The organism is Corynebacterium pyruviciproducens ATCC BAA-1742 (assembly GCF_000411375.1).
GTDB classification, from domain to species: Bacteria; Actinomycetota; Actinomycetes; order Mycobacteriales; family Mycobacteriaceae; genus Corynebacterium; species Corynebacterium pyruviciproducens.
This window is the reverse complement of sequence record NZ_KE150446.1, coordinates 1,002,213-1,021,798: the sequence shown is the minus strand read 5'-3', so window position 1 is coordinate 1,021,798 and position 19,586 is coordinate 1,002,213. Positions and strand designations below refer to the sequence as shown.

The 19,586-nt window shown below is 62.9% G+C and carries 21 protein-coding genes and 1 pseudogene; 17 read left to right on the top strand and 5 right to left on the bottom strand.

Translation table 11 applies throughout. From position 1 onward, the window contains the following. Positions 1–74 precede the first annotated feature (74 nt). From HMPREF1219_RS04390 to pyk, 10 genes and pseudogenes are all read left to right on the top strand, one after another. Positions 75–1,388 (top strand): MFS transporter, encoded by a 1,314-nt coding sequence (locus tag HMPREF1219_RS04390; RefSeq protein WP_040426900.1) that lies wholly within the window; start codon positions 75–77, stop codon positions 1,386–1,388. Positions 1,389–1,400: 12 nt separating this feature from the next. After that, positions 1,401–2,033 carry an imidazole glycerol phosphate synthase subunit HisH gene (gene hisH, locus HMPREF1219_RS04385; RefSeq protein ID WP_016459299.1) on the top strand — a complete coding sequence of 211 codons (633 nt, stop codon included), beginning with the start codon at positions 1,401–1,403 and terminating at the stop codon, positions 2,031–2,033. Between the two features lie 14 nt (positions 2,034–2,047). Continuing rightward, positions 2,048–2,782 (top strand): bifunctional 1-(5-phosphoribosyl)-5-((5-phosphoribosylamino)methylideneamino)imidazole-4-carboxamide isomerase/phosphoribosylanthranilate isomerase PriA, encoded by a 735-nt coding sequence (gene priA / locus HMPREF1219_RS04380; protein ID WP_016459298.1) that lies wholly within the window; start codon positions 2,048–2,050, stop codon positions 2,780–2,782. 5 nt (positions 2,783–2,787) lie between these two features. After that, positions 2,788–3,615, top strand: coding sequence for an inositol monophosphatase family protein (locus HMPREF1219_RS04375; RefSeq protein WP_016459297.1), 828 nt, complete (start codon positions 2,788–2,790; stop codon positions 3,613–3,615). Between the two features lie 4 nt (positions 3,616–3,619). Beyond that, positions 3,620–4,369 (top strand): annotated as a pseudogene (gene hisF, locus HMPREF1219_RS04370) (imidazole glycerol phosphate synthase subunit HisF); the annotation flags it as partial. Next, positions 4,352–4,717, top strand: coding sequence for a phosphoribosyl-AMP cyclohydrolase (gene hisI / locus HMPREF1219_RS13195; RefSeq protein ID WP_425387091.1), 366 nt, complete (start codon positions 4,352–4,354; stop codon positions 4,715–4,717). The pseudogene hisF and the gene hisI, both read left to right, overlap by 18 nt. Before the next feature lie 6 nt (positions 4,718–4,723). Then, the gene (locus tag HMPREF1219_RS04365; RefSeq protein ID WP_016459295.1) at positions 4,724–5,365 is read left to right on the top strand and encodes a TIGR02234 family membrane protein; all 642 of its coding nucleotides are present in this window, start codon (positions 4,724–4,726) and stop codon (positions 5,363–5,365) included. 120 nt (positions 5,366–5,485) lie between these two features. Beyond that, on the top strand, positions 5,486–6,295 hold the full coding sequence (locus tag HMPREF1219_RS04360; RefSeq protein ID WP_016459294.1) for an indole-3-glycerol phosphate synthase TrpC: 810 nt from the start codon (positions 5,486–5,488) through the stop codon (positions 6,293–6,295). A gap of 46 nt (positions 6,296–6,341) precedes the next feature. Further along, entirely contained in the window at positions 6,342–7,217 is an 876-nt protein-coding gene (gene lgt, locus HMPREF1219_RS04355; protein ID WP_016459293.1) for a prolipoprotein diacylglyceryl transferase, read from the top strand. A gap of 133 nt (positions 7,218–7,350) precedes the next feature. Next, on the top strand, positions 7,351–8,769 hold the full coding sequence (pyk, locus tag HMPREF1219_RS04350; RefSeq protein WP_051120479.1) for a pyruvate kinase: 1,419 nt from the start codon (positions 7,351–7,353) through the stop codon (positions 8,767–8,769). A 54-nt stretch (positions 8,770–8,823) separates the two neighbouring features. Here the strand turns inward: pyk and HMPREF1219_RS04345 are convergent, their stop codons facing one another. The 3 genes from HMPREF1219_RS04345 to HMPREF1219_RS04335 form a co-directional block, all read right to left on the bottom strand. Next, a complete protein-coding gene (locus tag HMPREF1219_RS04345) occupies positions 8,824–9,039 on the bottom strand; it encodes a hypothetical protein (RefSeq protein ID WP_156823203.1) in 216 nt (71 codons plus the stop codon). Between the two features lie 338 nt (positions 9,040–9,377). Further along, positions 9,378–10,595 (bottom strand): amidohydrolase, encoded by a 1,218-nt coding sequence (locus HMPREF1219_RS04340; RefSeq protein WP_016459290.1) that lies wholly within the window; start codon positions 10,593–10,595, stop codon positions 9,378–9,380. 6 nt (positions 10,596–10,601) lie between these two features. Then, positions 10,602–11,924 carry a DUF4921 family protein gene (locus HMPREF1219_RS04335; RefSeq protein ID WP_016459289.1) on the bottom strand — a complete coding sequence of 441 codons (1,323 nt, stop codon included), beginning with the start codon at positions 11,922–11,924 and terminating at the stop codon, positions 10,602–10,604. Between the two features lie 32 nt (positions 11,925–11,956). Here HMPREF1219_RS04335 and HMPREF1219_RS04330 point away from each other — a divergent pair, with 32 nt between their 5' ends. Then, entirely contained in the window at positions 11,957–12,361 is a 405-nt protein-coding gene (locus tag HMPREF1219_RS04330; RefSeq protein WP_016459288.1) for a hypothetical protein, read from the top strand. Here HMPREF1219_RS04330 and HMPREF1219_RS04325 read toward each other — a convergent pair. Continuing rightward, positions 12,327–13,313: a glycerate kinase gene (locus tag HMPREF1219_RS04325; protein ID WP_016459287.1), complete on the bottom strand. Its 987-nt coding sequence runs from the start codon at positions 13,311–13,313 to the stop codon at positions 12,327–12,329. The two genes, HMPREF1219_RS04330 and HMPREF1219_RS04325, sit on opposite strands and share 35 nt — an antisense overlap. A gap of 248 nt (positions 13,314–13,561) precedes the next feature. Here HMPREF1219_RS04325 and gdhA point away from each other — a divergent pair, with 248 nt between their 5' ends. From gdhA to mutM, 5 genes are all read left to right on the top strand, one after another. Further along, complete coding sequence (gene gdhA / locus HMPREF1219_RS04320; protein WP_016459286.1) at positions 13,562–14,908, top strand: NADP-specific glutamate dehydrogenase; 1,347 nt, start codon at positions 13,562–13,564, stop codon at positions 14,906–14,908. Positions 14,909–15,209: 301 nt separating this feature from the next. Further along, complete coding sequence (locus HMPREF1219_RS04315; protein ID WP_016459284.1) at positions 15,210–15,923, top strand: SPFH domain-containing protein; 714 nt, start codon at positions 15,210–15,212, stop codon at positions 15,921–15,923. 12 nt (positions 15,924–15,935) lie between these two features. Then, positions 15,936–16,469, top strand: a complete 534-nt coding sequence (locus HMPREF1219_RS04310; RefSeq protein ID WP_016459283.1) for a YceD family protein — start codon at positions 15,936–15,938, stop codon at positions 16,467–16,469. After that, positions 16,466–17,224, top strand: a complete 759-nt coding sequence (rnc, locus tag HMPREF1219_RS04305) for a ribonuclease III (RefSeq protein WP_016459282.1) — start codon at positions 16,466–16,468, stop codon at positions 17,222–17,224. The genes HMPREF1219_RS04310 and rnc overlap by 4 nt, the downstream gene beginning before the upstream one ends. Further along, positions 17,202–18,029, top strand: coding sequence for a bifunctional DNA-formamidopyrimidine glycosylase/DNA-(apurinic or apyrimidinic site) lyase (gene mutM, locus HMPREF1219_RS04300; protein WP_016459281.1), 828 nt, complete (start codon positions 17,202–17,204; stop codon positions 18,027–18,029). The genes rnc and mutM overlap by 23 nt, the downstream gene beginning before the upstream one ends. On the opposite strand, the gene HMPREF1219_RS04295 is transcribed toward mutM, so the two are convergent. Beyond that, complete coding sequence (locus HMPREF1219_RS04295; protein ID WP_016459280.1) at positions 18,023–19,204, bottom strand: MFS transporter; 1,182 nt, start codon at positions 19,202–19,204, stop codon at positions 18,023–18,025. The two genes, mutM and HMPREF1219_RS04295, sit on opposite strands and share 7 nt — an antisense overlap. Before the next feature lie 39 nt (positions 19,205–19,243). Between HMPREF1219_RS04295 and HMPREF1219_RS04290 the strand changes: the two genes are divergently transcribed. Further along, the gene (locus HMPREF1219_RS04290; RefSeq protein ID WP_180805457.1) at positions 19,244–19,528 is read left to right on the top strand and encodes an acylphosphatase; all 285 of its coding nucleotides are present in this window, start codon (positions 19,244–19,246) and stop codon (positions 19,526–19,528) included. Positions 19,529–19,586 lie beyond the last annotated feature (58 nt).

The window sequence follows — 19,586 nt, the reverse complement described above, 5'->3', positions numbered from 1 at the left end:
CAAACTCGCCAATTAGAAGTCTGAGTGCTTGAATGTGGAACTGAGACAACCGTTGGAGATAGAAAGGCATCCTCTTGCCCAATAAGAACGATGGGATTGCAAGTGTGTGGCAGGCTCCAGGCTTCCTGGCAGCTCTCATTGCCATCGCAAGTGCGTTCGGTGGGTGGGCGATGCTCCTCCCCGTCGTTCCCTACGCTGTGCTTCGCGACGGTGGCTCCGCCTCCCTTGCCGGGGCAACAACCGGCGTCTTCATGGGGTTCACCGTCTGCACCCAAATGCTCACCCCCAAGCTCACACGTCGGTTCGGTTACACGCCCGTGCTCGTCGTCGCTGCGTTCTTATTGGGGGTGCCGGCACTCGGCCACATCGCAAGCGTCAAAGCCATTCCCGTTCTTACAGTGTGCGCAATAAGAGGCATTGGCTTTGGTGCGCTGTGTGTTGCAGAATCGGCCCTCATCGCAGAACTGGTGCCGGTTCGTTTCTTGGGCAAGGCAACCGCGCTGCTTGGAGTGTCGGTGGGACTTTCTCAGTGCATCCTCCTTCCCGCAGGCCTGACGGTGACCGAAGCGATTGGTACGACTCCGGTGTACATCGCAACTGCGCTGATCTCTCTCACCTCGGCGTTCATGTGCCTGAGGATTCCGAGGCTGCGGCCGCAACCTGCCACGCACAACAAGTCACGCTTTACAGAGGACGGTAGATACATTGCGCCGGTGTGGAAGCTCGTGTTGGTTCCCGCGCTGTGCATCTGCACGGCAGCGATTGCCTATGGCGCAATTTCCTCGTTCCTTCCCAACGCCGTCAAGGAGTCCATGCCGGAGCACGGAGCTCTTATTGGGGGAGCATTGCTCGCCGCCGTCGGCTTCGCCCAGATGATCTCCCGCTACTTCGCCGGGGTGGTGGCGGATAAGCGTGGCGTGCCCGGAACGACGATGATTCCCGCCCAATTCTTAGTTCTTATTGGGGTGGTGGTGCTTGCCGTCACCCTCTCCGGCGCCCTCCCCCGGCCGTGGCTGTTTGTGAGCGTGCTCGTGTACGGCCTGGGTTATGGCGCGATCCAGAATGAGTCGATGCTGGATATGTTTACGCGGTTGCCGCGGTCGAAGCTGTCGGAGGCGAGTGCCTTGTGGAATATGTCGTTTGATTCGGGCACGGGGTTGGGGAGCCTCTTATTGGGGTTTGTTGTTGCCTCGGCGGGTTATGTCGGCGCGTTTTCCACGGCGGCGGTTATTGTGTCGGTGGCGTTGACGTTGCGGATTGTGGACACGGTGATGGGTAATCACCGTATTGTGGAGTATGACAATACGGTGGCGACGGTCCGGCAGTTGGCGCGAGTTGGTAAGCGTGTGGCTGGTCGGGCACCGGTTTTTCGTCGCCGTCGTAAGTAAGAAGGAGCTGTTATGGTGAGGCCTGCTGTTGGCATTGTGGATTACGGCGCGGGGAATTTGTTTTCTGCTGCGCGTGCCTTGGAGGAGGTGGGCGCGAATGTGACGGTGACGACGCGCCCGGATTCGCTTGTCGACGGCGTCCTCATCCCCGGTGTCGGCGCCTTCGCCTCCGCCATGGAGGGCCTGAAGAAGATTTCGGCCCAGCGGATGGTGGAGGAGCGACTGGCCGGCGGCCGCCCGGTCATGGGGATCTGCCTGGGGCTCCAGGTGATGTTTGATAAGGGCGTGGAGAACGGCGTGACCACGGCGGGGCTCGGCCAGTGGCCGGGCGTGGTGGAGTCGCTGGGGGTGACGCCGCTGCCACACATGGGGTGGAACACGGTCGCTCACCCCAATAAGAGCCGCATGTTTGACGGCATTTCTTCTGAGGCGCGCTTCTATTTTGTTCATTCCTACGGGGTCCTGAAGGACCGCTTTGAGCGCACGCCTCCGCTGACGCCACCTCTTATTGGGTGGACGGAGCACTCGGGCCGGCGCTTCATCTCCGCCGTGGAGGACGGCCCGCTGTGGGCCACCCAGTTCCACCCGGAGAAGTCGGGCCGTGCGGGCCTTGCATTATTGCGCAATTGGGTCGCCTCCCTGTAGTAGAATCTGTGGCTATGCTCACTCTTTTTCCTGCTGTTGATATTCGTGGTGGCCAGTCGGTGCGTCTGTTTCAGGGGAAGGCGGGCAGCGAGAAAGTCTACGGCAGCCCGGTGGAGGTCGGCAGAGTTCTTATTGGGGCGGGGTGGCTGCATGTCGTCGACCTTGATGCTGCCTTTGGAGAGGGTGACAATCGTGCGGCGGTGCGTCAGATCGTCGACAAGCTGGGTGTGAACGTTGACGTGTCGGGGGGGTTGAGGGACTCCGAGGCCGTCGCCGCGGCGTTTGCCGCGGGTGCCTCCCGGGTGAGCGTCGGTACTGCGGCTCTGGAGCGCCCAGAGTGGGTCGGTGAGCTCGTCGACCGCTACGGCGACAAGGTTGCGGTGGACCTTGCTTGTTCGCTTGTCGACGGCGAGTGGCGCGTTTCCACCCACGGGTGGGTCAACGACGGTGGCGACCTGTGGGAGGTGCTCGAGCGGTTCGACCAGGTGGGCTGCAGGCGCTTCGTGGTCACCGACGTGTCCCGCGACGGGGCCATGTCCGGCCCCAACGTGGAGCTGCTGCGCGAGGTGGCCGCTGCTACCGACGCTACGATCACTGCGTCCGGCGGCGTATCCACCCTCGATGACCTGCGGACGCTCGCGCGCTACGAGGACGAGGGGATTGACGGTGCCATCGTAGGCAAGGCACTGGTGGAGGGGGCTTTCACCGTCGACGAGGCGCTGGAGGCGCTCGGCTACCCGAGGGCATAGTGGCCATGGATCTGCGTGCCATCGCCGCCGTCGCCGAGGACCTCGTCCGCTCCCAATGGGAGGTCTTTCGCGCCGGTCACGGGGTTGCCCTCGCCCGGCACAAACAAGACGGATCGCCGGTTACCGACACCGACGTGCGCATCGAACGCTTCCTCCACGCTCACCTGGCCGAGGCGACCGGGATCCCCGTGGTGGGGGAGGAATCGATCGGCTGCGTGGAGTCGCGCACACAGGAGATTGAGGAGTTGCACCGGGAGGTGGGGACACGTTCTTATTGGGTGGTCGACCCCATCGACGGCACCTCCAACTACCTGCGCGGAGACCCGTCGTGCGCGATACTGGCCGCCCTGTTCGTCAATGACACACCTCTTATTGGGGTGACGAGCCTGCCCGTGCGCTCCACGACGATCACCAGCGTTGCTGGCCAATCAATGACGGTGACGGTGGGTGCCAACCGGGTGGAGCTTCCAGCCGGTGGGTGGGGCACCCCCGGTGAGGGAGTAGGGCTTATCGATTCCCTCGTCCCCGGCTTCCGCGACGAGGTGACCCACATGGTGGACGCGCTTATTGCCGCCCCCAAGCCTCGCATGCGCATCAGCGGCTGCGTCGGCGCAAACCTCGGGCTCGTGGCCGTGGCGGGGGTGGGCACGACGGTGTCCATGAGCCCGCACGTGTGGGACAACGGGGCCGGAGTCTGCCACCTCACCACGAGGGGCGCCCACGTCACCGACTTGCACGGCAACCCGTGGACGGTGGGATCCGACGGGGTGATCGGCGGGGATCAAAAAACCGCAGGCGTGCTGAGCGCCTCACTACAACGGATTGGAAGGTAGAGCCATGAGTGTCGGAATTAGGGTCATCCCCTGCCTCGATGTCAAAGACGGGCGCGTGGTCAAGGGCGTGAACTTTCAAGGCCTGCGCGATGCCGGCGACCCCGTCGAACTGGCCGCCCGCTACTTCGAGGAGGGCGCGGACGAGCTCACCTTCCTCGACGTGTCCGCCACCCTCCAGGGGCGGGCCACAATGCGGGACGTTGTGAAGAAGGTCGCCGGAACCGTGTTCATCCCGCTCACCGTCGGCGGCGGAGTGCGCAGCGTGGAGGACTGCGCTGAGCTCCTGCGCTGCGGGGCGGACAAGGTGAGCATCAACTCGGCGGCGGTGAAAGACCCGTCGCTCATCGACGCGCTCGCCGAGCGCTTCGGGCGCCAGTGCGTGGTGCTCAGCCTCGATGCCCGCCGCACCAATAAGAACTCCTTCGAGATCACCACCCACGGCGGCACCCAGGGCACGGGCATCGATGCCATCGAGTGGGCACGCGATGCCGAACGCAGAGGCGCCGGAGAAATCCTCGTCAACTCGATGGACGCCGACGGCACGAAGAACGGCTTCGACCTCGAGCTCCTCCGCCTCATCAGGGAGGCCGTCGACGTGCCCATCATCGCCTCCGGCGGCGCAGGGGCAGCCGAGCACTTCCCGCCCGCGGCCGCCACCGGCGCGGACGCGGTGCTCGCTGCGAGCATCTTCCACTACGGGGAGGTTTCGATTGGGGCGGTGAAGAGGCAGCTGGGGTTGGCTGGCTTTCCCGTCAACCCAATAAGAACTCTTCCACAGGCCGTACGCGACAAGGTGCGGTTCAATGCCGACGGGCTGGTGCCTGCAGTTGTACAGGCCGATTCGGGTGAGGTGCTCATGCTCGCGTGGATGGACAGTGTCGCGCTGGCCGCGACGATTCAGACTCGGAAGGCGACCTACTGGTCGCGGTCCAGGCAGGAGTATTGGGTGAAAGGTGCAACCAGCGGGAACACCCAGGATGTTCTCGGTGTGTCTCTTGACTGCGACGGTGATACCGTTTTGCTGCGCGTGCACCAGCATGGAGCAGCCTGCCACACGGGGACGAGAACGTGCTTTGACGATTTCCCCGTGACGCTAGAGTAACTAACCATGAACACCCGATACGTTTGCCCGCTCGCTCTCGGAGCCGCCGGGGTGGCCTCGTGGCTCACCTCACGGCTCACCTGGATTACCGTGACCGTCAACGATGATAAGGCCGGCCAGTCACAGGAGACGTTGACGGGTGCCGCGTGGTCGACGCAGCTGCAGATCTCCTCATTTGTTCTTATTGGGTTGTTACTCGTGGGGCTCATCGTCAAGGCAACCGGCAGGCGCGTCGTCGGCGTCGTGGCGGCAATTGCGGGGGCCGCGCTCGCGTACCCGCCCATCATGGTGCTGACACAGGGGGCGGACGCGGAGCGTGTGCGGGACATCCTGCTGGCCGGCGCAGCGTCGGCGAAGGCTACCGATCCCGTGCGGATCAGTCAGTGGGCACAGGTGAGCGAACCGTCGACAAGCATTGTGGGGCCCGTACTGACGGTGACGTGTGCGGTGGTGGCCGTGGTCGCGGGAGTTCTGTTGGCCATGCGACCGGGGGTGGATGCACAGAAAACGGGCATGTTGGAATCGACGGGGACGCGCCGGGAGCAGCTGGAAAGTGACATCGAGGTGGCCCCGGATTCCGAGCGTGTCATGTGGGATGCGCTGGATGAAGGAATCGATTTAACAGGAAGAGACGAAGAACGGGGGTAGTGGTAAGGCGGGCCTTTAATTTCGTGTGGGTAGGGGCGCGGGCTAAAATTCATAAGCATGGCCACGGTAATCAGGGAGCAACTCATCGCGCGGTTACGCGTGCGGGTGGTGTGACCCCTCATGGCCACGTTATACGACAACATTCTTCAGGGCGTTATCGCTGATGTGGCCGCCCGCGAGGAAGTTGTGCCGTTTAAAGAAATCAAGCGCCTGTCCCGCAACGTCGCGCCGGCGAGGGACGCGCTGAGCGTGCTGCAGCAGCCGGGGTGCTGCGTCATCGCCGAAATTAAACGTGCCGATCCTGTGACCAATCTTGTCAGCTCCATTAGAGATACGGCGGCTTTTGCGAGGCTGTGCGAACAGTCCGGGGCGTGCATCATCGGCTGCCAGACGGAGGAACGTCGCTTTAACGGGGCGCTGGAGGACGTGCGCACGGTCAAAGAGACGGTGCGCGCCCCCGTGTGGTGCAAGTCGTTCATCGTCGATCCCTACCAGGTGCACGAGGCCCGCTACTACGGGGCGGATCTTGTAGCCCTGCAAGTGGCGGCGTTGGAGCAGGATCGTCTTGTGGCCCTTCTAGACCGGGTGCATTCTCTGGGGATGGAAGCGATCGTGGAGGTAGCCGACGAGGAGGAGGCCTCCCGCGGCATCCAGGCCGGCGCCCGTGTTATTGGGGTAGACGCCCGTGACATGCGCTCGCGCACCCTGGACCGGAAACGATTCGCCTCCATCGCGCCGGGGCTGCCCACCGACGTGGTGAAGGTGGCGCTGTCCGGCGTGACGTCGCCCGTGGACCTCATGCGGTACGCGGGGGCGGGCGCAGATGCCGTGGTCGTGGGGGAGGCGCTGTCGCGTTCGGCATCACCGGACAGGCTGTGCCGGTCGCTTGTGGCGGCTGGAATGCATCCGGCGTGCCCGACGGCCCGTTAGGGTACATTGTTGTGGGAAGAATATCTCACACGTGAAAGGTGTCGGTGTGTCCGAATCCATCCTTGCCACCATCCCCTCGCCCCCTCAGGGGGTGTGGTACCTGGGGCCACTTCCTATTCGTGCGTATGCCCTGTGCATAATTACGGGAATCGTGGTGGCCCTGTGGGTGAGCACCAAGCGCTACGTGGCCCGTGGCGGCGATGCTGACATCGTGATGGACGCGGCCGTCATCGCCGTGCCGGCAGGTCTTATTGGGGGGCGGCTGTACCACGTGGCAACGGACTACGATTTTTACTTCTGCTCCACCTGCAACCCGGTGGAGGCGTTGTACGTGTGGCACGGCGGGCTGGGCATCATGGGTGCCGTCATCGTTGGCGTGCTGGCCGTGTGGGTGATGATGCGGGTGCGTGGTCTCCCCATCGCGCCGCTGGCGGACGCTGTCGCGCCGGGCCTCGTGTTGGCGCAGGCGATTGGCCGCTTTGGCAATTACTTCAACCAGGAGCTGTACGGGCGCCCGACCGACCTGCCGTGGGGCCTGGAGCTGTACTACCGCGTCAACGAGGCAGGTGAGCTGGCGCCGATGACGGGCCATTCGACGGGGGAGATCATGGCGATTGTGCACCCGACGTTCCTCTATGAGGCGCTGTGGAACGTGGCCGTGTGCCTCTTCCTCATCTGGGCGGATCGCCGTTTCAACATGGGGCGCGGGCGCGTGTTTGGGTTGTACGTGGCGTCGTACATGTTCGGGCGGTTCTTCATGGAGCTCATGCGGGATGATCCGGCGACGCTTGTTTTCGGGCTTCGGATTAACCTCGTGACGTCAACGGTGTTCTTCCTTGTGGCGGTGCTGTTCCTCGTGGTCCGCAAGGGGCACAGGGAAACGCCGGCGGAGGTTGATCCGCGACCGTTAAAAACAAACTAATGACTTTTTGCGCCCGTTTGTGTTTGTTTGTGTGGATTTCTTCCTCGGGTCTGACCTGCGAAAAGTGGGGTTTCGCTGAGGGTGTGACCGATCTTATGTAGCCATTTTTGGTTTTTTGACCTACCCTTTAGGCGTGCAAAGAAGAACTAAGATCGTGTGTACGCTCGGTCCCGCTGTTGCCTCCAAGGAAGGCATCAAGGGACTTGTTGAAGCTGGTATGAACGTCGCCAGGCTGAACTTCTCCCATGGCGATTACGAGGATCATGTAAAGAACTACAACTGGACCCGTGAGGCGGGCGATGAGACGGGCCAGGCCGTCGGCATCCTTGCTGATCTGCAGGGGCCGAAGATCCGCCTCGGGCGCTTTATTGATGGCGCTACGGTGTGGAACGACGGCGAGATCGTCACCATCACAGTTGATGATGTGGAAGGCACGCACGACCGCGTGTCCACCACCTACAAGGGGCTGGCCAAGGACGCTCGCCCCGGCGATCGTTTGCTTGTCGACGACGGCAAGGTTGGCCTTGTCTGTAAAGAGGTCAAGGGCAACGACGTCATCTGCGAGGTTGTCGAGGGTGGCCCCGTCTCCAATAACAAGGGTGTGTCCCTGCCTGGGATGAGCATCTCTGTTCCGGCACTGAGTGAGAAGGACATCCGCGACTTGCGGTTCGCCCTCAAGCTCGGCGTGGACTTTATCGCCCTGTCCTTCGTACGTTCCCCCGCGGATGTCGACCTTGTTCACAAGGTCATGGACGAGGAAGGCCGTCGCGTTCCGGTGATTGCCAAGCTGGAGAAGCCGGAGGCCATCGAGGCCCTGGAGTCCATCATCTTGGCTTTCGACGCCGTCATGATCGCCCGTGGCGACCTCGGCGTGGAGGTGCCGCTGGAGACCGTGCCGCTCGTGCAGAAGCGCGCCATCCAGATCGCCCGCGAGAACGCCAAGCCCGTCATCGTGGCAACGCAGATGCTCGACTCCATGATCGAGAACTCCCGCCCGACCCGTGCTGAGGCATCCGACGTGGCTAACGCCGTGCTCGATGGTGCCGATGCCGTCATGCTGTCCGGCGAGGTGTCTGTGGGCAAGTACCCGCAGCTCACCGTCGCGACGATGGCCCGCATCGTGGAGAACGCTGAGCAGGGTGGTCAGGTGCCGCCGCTGTCCCACATTCCGCGCACCAAGCGTGGCGTGATCAGCTACTCGGCGCGCGATATCGCCGAGCGTCTCAACGCCAAGGCCCTCGTCGCCTTCACGAGCTCTGGCGACACCGCAAAGCGTGTGGCTCGTCTGCACTCGCCGCTGCCGCTGCTCGTGTTCACCCCGAACCCCGAGGTTCGTAGCCAGCTGGCTCTCACCTGGGGTTGCGAGACCTTCCTGTGCCCGAAGGTGGATTCCACCGACGAGATGCTCAGCGAGGTGAACAAGGCCCTCCTGGCCATGGAGGAGTACAACCGCGATGACATGATGGTTGTTGTGGCAGGTACCCCGCCCGGAGTTGCCGGCAACACCAACCTCATCCACGTTCACAGCCTCGGCGAAACCTCGCACGTGTAGTAAACGTTGTCATCCCTTAAGGGATGGTGCTCCCCGTCTAGCGGGGAGCATTTTTTATGGAGCTGCATACCAGCGGTAGGCCACCGGGGCGTAGCGCTGGAGCGTCACCAGGCTAAGAAGGACGAAGCCGATTCCACCCGTTGCGATGGAGCCAAGCACAACCATGGTGGCCAGGAAGGTAATTTCGTGCCTCAGGTCGACTCTGGCGTTTTGCCACTGGAGCCGGCTACGAACGGTCGCCATGTAGATTCCCGCGACGAGAAAAAGCACGAAAAAGAGGGCGTATGTAGCGAGGTGGAATGTGTCCTCATCGTGACGCGCGAGAGCTTGTGCATGTTGCCCGAGCGCCAAAGGCACAAGAAAGTATTCGGGACGGCGTGCCCAACTGTTCAAGAATCTCTTTATGGTGCCCAACGTTCCTCCTCTTCGGTTCCGTGACGCTTCCACGGTAGGTGAACGAATGCGCGACATTGACGCGCAGGCGTTGTTTTAAGTCAAATAACAGGAAAGTATTAGTTGTTTGTCGTGGCAATAGAGATGGGCCCGGCAGCGTTCTTGCATGCACGAAGGGCCTGACCACGGGGTCAGGCCCTGAAGCTTTCGCGCGGTTATTTTGCCAGGTAGGACAGCGGTGCGAGCGCCGCGGCCTGCCACGCCGCGGTGAGCGTGGGCTGGGGGTCGGGCAGGAAGTCGGGCTGGTGGTTGCTGGGGGCAGCAGCCGGGTCGGCATCCCACACCTCCTGCGGGGTCATGCCGAGGGTCCAGTACACGTAGGGTGCGCCGAAGTGGCGGGGGATCTCGCTGAAATCGTCGGAGGCCGTCCACGGGGTGGCATCCTGGGACCGCTGGCCAAAGGCCGCGTCGAAAACGGGGCGGATCGTGTCAAACACCTCGGGGGAGTTGTCCGTGAGCTCCCCGTGGGCGGAGTAGACGATCTCCGGCTCGGCGGGGCAGGCGGAGGCTTCGCACTCGGCCTTTACCACCCGCTCGATGGAGCGGTAGCAGCGGTCGCGCACCTCCTCGTCGTAGAAGCGCGTGTTGAGCACGAGCTCCGCTGTCTCCGGGACGATGTTGTTGCGGGTGCCGGCGCGCAGCTTGCCCACCGTGATGACGGCGAAGTCGCCGGGGTACACCTCACGGCCGACGATGCACTGCAGGCGGAGGATGATGTGCGCGGCAACGATCGTGGGGTCCACGCCGAGGTGCGGCATGGAGCCGTGGGAGCTGCGGCCGTGGATGGTGATGGTGAGCGTGTCGCACGCCGCGGCCGCAGGGCCGGCGGTGGTGAACACGGTGCCGGCGGGGCCGGGGAGGATGTGCTGACCGAAACAAACGTCGGGGCGGGGGATGAGCTCACCCAGTCCGTCGGCAAGCATCATGGAGGCACCTTGGGTGACCTCCTCGGCGGGCTGGAACAGGGCGATGAACGTGCCGGACCAGGAGGGGCGGACGGCGTCGAGAAGCTTACAGGCACCGAGGAGGGCGGTGGTGTGAACATCGTGGCCGCAGGCGTGCATGCACCCCTCGTTGAGGGAGGCGTAGTCGGCGCCGGTCGCCTCCGTGACGGGGAGGCCGTCGAAATCGGCGCGCATGAGGGCCGTGGGGCCCTCGCCGTTGCGGAAGATGGCGACGATGCCGTGCCCACCGATCCCGGTTTTTACCTCGCAATCAAAATCGTGGAGCACCCGTTGAATATAAGCGGCGGTGTGCTCCTCCTCGAGGGAAAGCTCGGGGTGCTGGTGCATCCATTTGTAGTGCGTCCACAGCCACTCGTAGCTGGGGGCCGCGGGGGAATCGATGAGCTGGGCGATGGTGGAAGGGGTCATGGGATCCTATTTCAGGGTCGAGTTGTACTTGAGGCTGTTGCGCTCCATGGTGCATTCCGTGGCGATCCGGATGTTCTTATTGATGGCGCCTTCGTCGCGCAGGCGGTAGAACTCGGGCACCATGCGGTCGCGCACGTCCCATGGGGAGCGGGTGTTGATGTAGATCTTCGTCCCGCCCTCGAAGCCGGCGAGGGTGGACACGCGCCACTTGATCATGACACGCCACGGCATCGGCACATCGAGGTCGATGGGCTGGTGGTACCACTCCTCGTTGCATGGCACGTCGGTGCCGGTGGCGGCGTGGCAAGCGTGGATGAGATCGCTCATGTCATTGATCTCCTCGGCCGTGTGCTCCCACGGGAAGCAGGCGGCGGACTTGGAGAAGATTTCGAGGGTGGGGTAGCGGTGGCCGAAGCCTGCGAAGCACACGGCGTGATCGTTCTCGGCGATGACGAGGTTGCGGTAACCGGCGTAGTCCACGGCCCACTCGTTGTACATGTTGGGGTTGGAGCGCAGGGTTTGAATCTCCTGGTCGGCCTGCACGCCGCGCTCGTCCACGGCGACGAGCTGCTTGTGCAGGTGGTCGAAGGAGGCACCGGCGGGCTTCAGCCAGTTTTGGAAGGCGACCACGTAGCAGGCGTACCGGTTGCGCTCGTACAGGTCGTGGATGCCGTCGATGGTGAAGTGGATGAAGGCGCGGTGCTCGTCCTCGGTGAGCGTGCCGGAGGAGGCGAGCTGGTTGTCGTGGGTGGCGCCGTCGGTGAAGTGGCGCCTGCCGATGATCACGTCGTGCCCGCCGCCGAAGTATCCCTTGGCCCGCTCGCGCAGCTCTTCCTCGGGCACGTCCGGGTTGAGTCCGGCGGCCTTGAGGCGGGTGCGCACGATGTTAAACACGTGCTCCTTGCCCGCGGGCTCGGACATGTAGCGTTCCATCCGCTCGAGCAGATCGGGGTCCATGGTGAACCCGTAGTTCTTCTCCCAGTAGTCGTAGGTGACGATCTCGAACAGGTTGGGCACGCGGCGGAACTCGGCGGTGGTGTTCGTGAGCTCGCTGTGCTGCAGCCCCTTGAGAATCTCCCAACCACCATCGGTGCGCACCATGCGGGATTTCTCCGGCGGGGTGGCCGTGAGGTTGCCGGAGCAAAACGCGCAGCTGTGGGTGTGCGCGTCGGCGCCCAGCGGCAGGGGGTTGGTGTTGGGGGAGGTAAGCGGCCTGTTGCCGCGGCCCGGCACGGTCCATACCTCGGTGCCGGAGAAGGGGTTGACCTGTTTTATCGTGCCATCGGCCATCGTCTGGATGGGATGGGGACGCGAATGTATTGGAGACATGCCCCCTATACTAATTGGCTACAGTTGACGGTATGGCCACCATCACCTTCGACGTGTACATGCCGGCTGGGCAAGCACCCACGCTGCGCTCCGCATTCCTCCACACTGCCCGGGACCTGCCCGGTGTTGCGGGTACGCGGTTGAGCGTCAACGTTCTGCCTAAACCGGTGTTGCCGGAGGGGGCGGAGGAGCTGTTGGCCGCCACGTACGCCACCACGCGCCACAACCCCGCGGTGGACGAGGGGGAAAGCCCGACGGTGGTGCGCTTTGTCATCCTCGCGCCGGATTTCACGGGGTCGGTCAACCAGCTGGCGATGCGGCTGTCCCGGGTCCTCACCCCGGCGGTCAACCTGCCGGCGGACCGGGTGCTTTTGGAAAACGAGCAGGAATTTGAGGTGGCCGCTATTTATCCGTGGATGGTTGTGGCAGAGCGGTAGTCACCCACTCGGCCAGCGCCGTTGGTGTCCACTCGCGGCTGGTGCCCGCGCCGGTGAGCTCGATAACCTCGGCCCCAGTGCCTGCTGCCTTGCGTACCGCCCGGGTCAGCTGCGTGGGGTTGTCCTCCGGCGTGGCGGTGAGGACCGTCGCTCCCGCGGTGGATTCCACGGCGTTGCGGAGGGCCTGGTACGGCTCGGACACGGTGAGGGGGTTGAATACGACCACCTTGCCGGTTCCGGCGATCCCGGTGAGGTAGGTAAGCGCCAGGGGGAGTCCTCCGCCGGTGCCGGACGTCGCCGTCGGTTTCACACCTGTCATCTCACACAGCTTGTCGACGCTCCCCTGCACCTGGGCTAGGCTTTCCACGCCACTCACCGTGGGTGCGTAGACGATCCACGTGGGGCCGAGTGCCTGGGTGTTGAGGCCGGTGAGATCGATGCTGGCGAGCTTTTCCACGGGCCGTGCGCCGGGGCTGAGCCGGGAGCCGTGCTCGTCCTGGAGGAGCACGCCCAGCGCGGTGAGGATGCCGGCACCCAGGTCGTGGGCGCCGCTGTCGCCGGCCGCAAGGACGATGGTGGTGGCCCCGCGTGCCAGAGCATCGGCGATGAGGACGCCGGTGCCGTACGAATCCCCGTCCAGTGGATCGATGCCGTCGACCGGCCCGCTGGCCGCCGCGACATCGATGAACGCGGTGGTAATCGCCTCGTTATAGGTGTAGCTGGCCTCCGTCAGCCGGCCGGAGACCCCCGTGGTGGGCAAAGTGATGCGTGAGCCTTCGAAGTGCTGGGACGTGCCCAGGCGGGCGTCGAGAAGCGGGAAAGAAACCCCACCCACCGCGGCGGCGATGGCTGAGGCGGCCTCGGCGGGGGACAGTGGGGGGAAACGGTCGGGGGAGACGATGATCATGGGGTACACAGTAGTCGAACCAAAAACCGTACGAGCGTTACGCATTGTGCTACGATTTTCGTGGCGTCACAAGCGCGCACATCCCGCCGTTCGAGCCGACTGGCCACTCAGCGGAGCCGGAACCCCGGCACCTGCCGGTAAGAGCCGATGAAAGCCCCACGGCGAAAGGTAGTAAACACAATGGACTACCGCAAAAGCGAACTGTGATAAATGCAACAAACACAATTGCTTGCATATATACACCGTCGATTGGAAAATTATAACGTTCGAAACGCGACCTAGAAGGGCCTTACATGAGCAACGTCGACGAGAAAATCGCCAACTATTACGACCAGATTAAAAAGCGCAACCCCGGTGAGACCGAGTTCCACCAGGCTGTTGAGGAGATCCTCGGCTCCCTCAAGTTCGTCCTGCAGAAGGACCCCAGCTACGCAGATAACGCCCTCATCGAGCGCCTCGTGGAGCCAGAGCGGCAGATCATGTTCCGTGTTCCGTGGATCGATGACCGCGGCCAGGTGCAGGTCAACCGCGGCTTCCGCGTCCAGTTCAACTCCGCCCTCGGCCCCTACAAGGGTGGCCTGCGGTTCCATCCCTCGGTGAACCTCGGCATTATCAAGTTCCTGGGCTTCGAGCAGATCTTTAAGAACTCTCTCACCGGCCTGCCCATCGGCGGCGGCAAGGGCGGCAGTGACTTCGATCCCAAGGGCAAGTCTGATGCCGAAGTCATGCGTTTTTGCCAGTCCTTCATGACGGAGCTGTTCCGCCATATCGGCGAATACACCGACGTCCCCGCCGGTGATATCGGCGTCGGCGGCCGTGAGATTGGTTACCTGTTTGGCCAGTACAAGCGCCTCACCGCCCGCAACGAGGCCGGCGTGCTCACCGGCAAGGGGCTGACGTGGGGCGGCTCGCTTGTTCGCACGGAGGCCACCGGCTACGGCCTCGTCTACTTCACCGAGGAGATGCTCAAGTCCCACGGTGCCTCCTTCGACGGCGCCAAGGTGATCGTCTCCGGATCCGGCAACGTTGCCATTTACGCCATCGAAAAGGCGCAGGCGCTCGGAGCCACGGTCATCGGCTTCTCCGATTCCTCAGGCTGGGTGGAGTGCCCGAACGGTGTCGATCTTGAACTGCTCAAGGACGTGAAGGAGGTGCGCCGTGGCCGAGTGGCCGATTACGTCAAGGAGACCGACGGTGCCACCCTCCACACCGACGGCACCATCTGGTCGCTGCCGGCCGACATCGCACTTCCGTGCGCGACGCAAAACGAAATCACTGGGGCACACGCCCGCCTGCTGGTGGACAACGGCGTGAAGTTCGTGTGTGAGGGCGCCAACATGCCCTCCACCAATGAGGCGATCTCCATCTATCAGGAGTCCGGAATCAACTACGCGCCGGGCAAGGCTTCCAACGCCGGTGGCGTTGCCACCTCCGCACTGGAGATGCAGCAAAACGCCGGCCGTGACCACTGGACCTTTGAGGATACCGACGAGCGCCTCAAGCGGATCATGAAGAACATTTTCCGCACCGCGTCCGAGACGGCCGCCGAGTTCGGCCACGAGGGTGACTACGTCATCGGCGCGAACATCGCCGGCTTCAAGAAGGTTGCCGATGCCATGATCGCCCACGGCGTGGTGTAAAAACCAGGCATAAGCGACGAACCCGTGCACAGTAACCGTGCACGGGTTTCTTTCTGCATAGCCACAGTCAAAGCGACCATGCTGCCCCTTTCTCACAATGTGGGGCAGTATCAGTAACTCGCACGGGGTGATGCTGGTACGGCTGGGGGGCGATTGAGACACAGCTGGCGGGGCGACACTGGCGCGGCTGGCGGGGCGACACTGGCGCGGCCCGCGGGGTTTTAGCCCCATCAGCGAGAGTTTTTTCGTTCGCAGGGGGTGTTGTCATCAGTGCCACGTAATTTCCCGGTAACCTGGGAGCATGTTCAAAGTATTTGATTCGCTGGACAAGCTCGTTGACACCGTTGACCGCGCCTACGGCGTGCCCATGACTGCTAACTGCATGGTTCCCCGCGCCGAGATGCAGCAGTGGCTCGACGATCTCCGCGACGCTATACCACGAGAAATGGATGAAGCCCAAGACGTTCTCGATGAATCCGACCGCATCATCCACGATGCAGAGGAAAAGGCCTACCAGCTAGAAACGCAATCGGCTGCGGAGGCTGACAGGATTTTGGACGAAGCCCACGCGGAGGCAGAACGCCTCGTGCGCGAGGCCAACGAGAAGGCCCAGCGAACGCTCGACGATGCCTACCAGAAGGCAGACGATGTTACCGAGCGTGCCTCGCAGGAGGCCGATACTACCGTGCAGCGTGCCCGCGAGGAATCGGATGCGCTCATCCGCAAGGGCAACGATGCCTACCAGCGCAGCGTAGACGAAGGTCTTGCCGAGCAATCTCGCCTCGTTTCCGAGGCCGAGGTCGTACGCGTAGCAAAGGAAGAAGCACACCGGGTGGTGGACGAGGCCCACACCGAATCCAACCGGCTGCGTCGCGAATGCGACGAGTTCGTCGATTCCAAGCTCGCCGATTTCGAGGCTTCGCTGGAAACCACACTGCGCGCAGTCTCCCGTGACCGTTCCGCACTGCGCCGCGGGGCAGGAGCCTCCGGCGCGGCTGGCCGAGGCGACCGGTAACAGGAGTTCGCCATGACAAACCCACTGATTGTTGACTGCACCCGCTTCATGCGCGGGGTCACCGATCCCGAGCACGTCACCGTGACAGGCTCCAGCCCCGACCATATCGGGCTGGAGATGATGGCGATCAATAAGGGCGATGACATCACCCTCGACGTCGACCTCCTCCCGCTGGGCGAGGGCATTCACGCGCACGGCACTGTAACGGGCGTGGCCCATGCGCAGTGCTCCCGGTGCCTCACCGAGCACTCCGTCGACGTGAGCATCGCCGTTGACCAGATCTACGCGCTCACCGACACGTTCATCACCTCCCACGATGAGGATGACGATGAAGAGTCGGACGAGGACGAGGTGCCACGCGTGGAAAACAACATGATGGACCTCACCCAGGTGGTCATCGACGAGGCGGGGACAACGTTCCCGTTCAACCCCACGTGCGAATCGTTGACCGGCACGCCGTGCCCCGAAGACTCCGACGTGCCAGAATCACAAGACCCGGAAAATCTCATCGACCCGCGTTGGGCTGGACTGGAGAAATTTAAATGACCAAGAAGAAGCGTCTCACCGGCGAAGCCGCGCTAGAGGAGGCCTTCACCGCAATCGACCACAAGCCGCTGCTGGAAAAGCTCGGCACCACGCTCACCGACGAGCACCTGTGCTTGGCGCTCACGCACCGGTCGTTCGCCAACGAGAACGGCGGTCTGCCGAACAACGAGCGCCTCGAGTTCCTCGGCGATTCCGTGCTCGGCTGCTCGGTGGCGTACAAACTGTTTGAGACGTATCCCTCGTCTCCGGAGTCCGTCATCTCCAAGATGCGGGCCCGCATCGTGTCCCGCTACGGGCTGGCAGACATCGCCCGCGAGATCGGGCTTGGTGAGCATATCCTGCTCGGTCACGGCGAGATTCTCACCGACGGACGCAACAAGGATTCCATCCTCGCAGATACAACGGAGGCCCTGTTTGGGGCCATCTTCCTCGAGCACGGCTTTGAAACGGCACGCCACACAATCCTCACTCTGTTTAACGAGAAGATTGTGCACGCTTCCTCCGATTCGCTGCACACGGACTGGAAGACACTCCTGCAGGAGCGCGCAGCGGAACGCAAGCTTCCCATGCCCGAGTACCAGTCGAGCTTCACCGGGCCTGATCACGACCGCTTCTTTACCGCCACCGCCGTCATTGACGGCCAGGTTGTGGGAACCGGCCAGGGGCATAACAAGAAGTCCGCGGAGCAGCTGGCTGCCAAGCAGGCGGTGTCCATTTTGAGGGAACAAAACATTGCCCGAACTGCCGGAAGTTGAGTCGGTCCGCAGAGGGCTTGATTCTCACCTCGTCGGACGCACGTTCGGCGAGGTCACAGTCCTGCATCCGCGGGCCAGTAGGGACACCCCGAACCTAGCTGAGAGGCTCGCGGGCAGACGCATCGAGGGGACCGGGAGGCGCGGGAAGTTCCTCTGGCTTGTCCTCGACGATGCGGAGGCACTCGTCATTCACCTGCGCATGAGTGGGCAGGTGCGGATCACCGAGACCACCGTGCCCATCTCGCCGCACACCCGCATTGTGGCGCAGCTGGACGGCACTGTCGCCCAGTTTGTCGATCAGCGCACCTTCGGGTCGTGGTCGCTCAGCGATATCGACGAGCAGGGAATACCGGTGAGCCTTTCCCACATCGCACCCGATCTGCTAGACGCAGGGCTGGACCACAGGGGCGTCGCCAAGCGACTCAAAATGAGACGTGGGGAGCTCAAGCCGGCGCTGCTCGACCAGGGGCTGGTGAGCGGAATTGGAAACATTTACGCCGACGAGATGCTGTGGCGCGCGTGCCTCCACCCGCGGCAGCAGCCACGCCGGGTGAGTATCGCCCGGTTGACTGAGCTTCTGCACCGCGGTGAAGAAGTTATGCGGGAAGCACTCGCCCAGGGAGGCACGTCCTTTGACAGCTTGTACGTGCACGTCAACGGAGAGTCCGGGTACTTCGACCGGTCTCTTCACGCCTACGGGCAGGGGGGGGGCGAGCCATGCGACAGGTGCGGCGAACTGATGGTGAAGACGAAGGTGGGGGGACGAGGAACTACTTTTTGTCCGCGGTGTCAGCGGCGCTACTGACGTGGAGTGGCCACGTACACGATGATGGCGAGCATGATCGCTGTGCCGATGAGCAGCGTGGTGATGAGCCCCGCCCAGCCGTGATCCTGGTAGACAAGCCCCAGGGTGGAGCCGAGAATGGACGAGCCCATGTAGTAGCTAAAGACGTAGCTGGAGGAGGCCTCGGCGCGTCCCTTTTTAGCCAGGATTCCAACAGTCGCCGATGCCGTGGAATGGATGGCGAAGAACGAGGCAGTGAAGATGAGCAGCCCGATGATGAGCACGGGCAGGGACGGAATGTAGGCGAGGAAAAGCCCCGTTGCGGAGAGGATTCCTGAAAGAACCAAGACCTTGCCTGGCCCGATCTTGGAGGAGAGCTTGCCTGCCTGGGTGGAGGAGTAGGTACCGGAGAGGTAGAGCACGAAGAGGAACCCGACGAGTGCGGGCGGGAAGCCGAAATTCTCCGTCAGGTGGTAGCCGACGAAGTTGTACATCGTGACGAAGAGACCCAGGGCGAGGAACGGGACGGCGAAAAGTGCGACGAGTACGGGCCTGCGCCAGTGGACGAGGATCGCGCGGAACTCGCTGCCAAAAGTGATGGCGCGAGACACAAAGCGTCGCTGCTTGGGGAGCGCTCGCAGCGCGATAAGAGCCAGCACGACGGAAACCACGCCGTTGACTATCAGTGCCCACCGCCAGCCGAAGGCGTTGCTCACGAAGGCCGGGATGAGCCTGCCGGAGAGGCCACCAATTGAATCGGAGGCGATGTACCAGCCCATGACGATGGGCACATAGCCGGGGTCGATCTCCTCGGAAATCCACGCCATCGCTACCGCCGGCACACCGGAAATGGCTATTCCCTGTAGTGCACGGAGTGCGATGAGCATGCCCATGCTGTGAGATAACGGAAGGAGGAGGCCAACGAGGGTGGCGACGAACAAGGAAATACTCAGCACTTTGCCGCGCCCGAAGTGCTCGGAGAGGATGGACACGGGGATCACGCCAATTGCGATGGCACCAGTTGTGGCGGATACGGTGAGAGCCGCGGTGGACGGCGGGGCGGAGAATGCGTCTGACAGCTGGGGGAGGAGGGCCTGAGTGCAGTACATCGCGTTGAAAGCCGCGAACCCTACGAGGACCATCGCCAGCGTCGCCTGTTTGAACTGTTTATCGCCACGCTTGAGTCCACTTACCATGCGACCAATGTTTCTCCCCGGCTTTGTAGAATGCAACCTATGTCAGATGTCCAACTTTTAGCATTTGTCCACGGCCGAGTCCAAGGCGTGGGCTTTAGGTGGTGGGTGAAATCCCAGGCCTTGGAGCTAAAGCTGGCAGGTGAAGCCCGCAATAAGTGGGACGGGCGCGTGGAGATTGTTGCAGAAGGTGGCAGATCTCAATGTGAGGAGCTTCTTAGTCGCCTGCGGGAGTCGCCCTCGACACACAGGCGCCCGGGCAGGGTGGATGCAGTTGTAGAGCAGTGGAAGACGCCTCGCGGATTCGAGGGGTTCTACGAGGCGTAGCCCACTGAATGCAATCGCTTCTTAGGGGCGCTGCCGATGCTAACTTTGGCAAATTAAC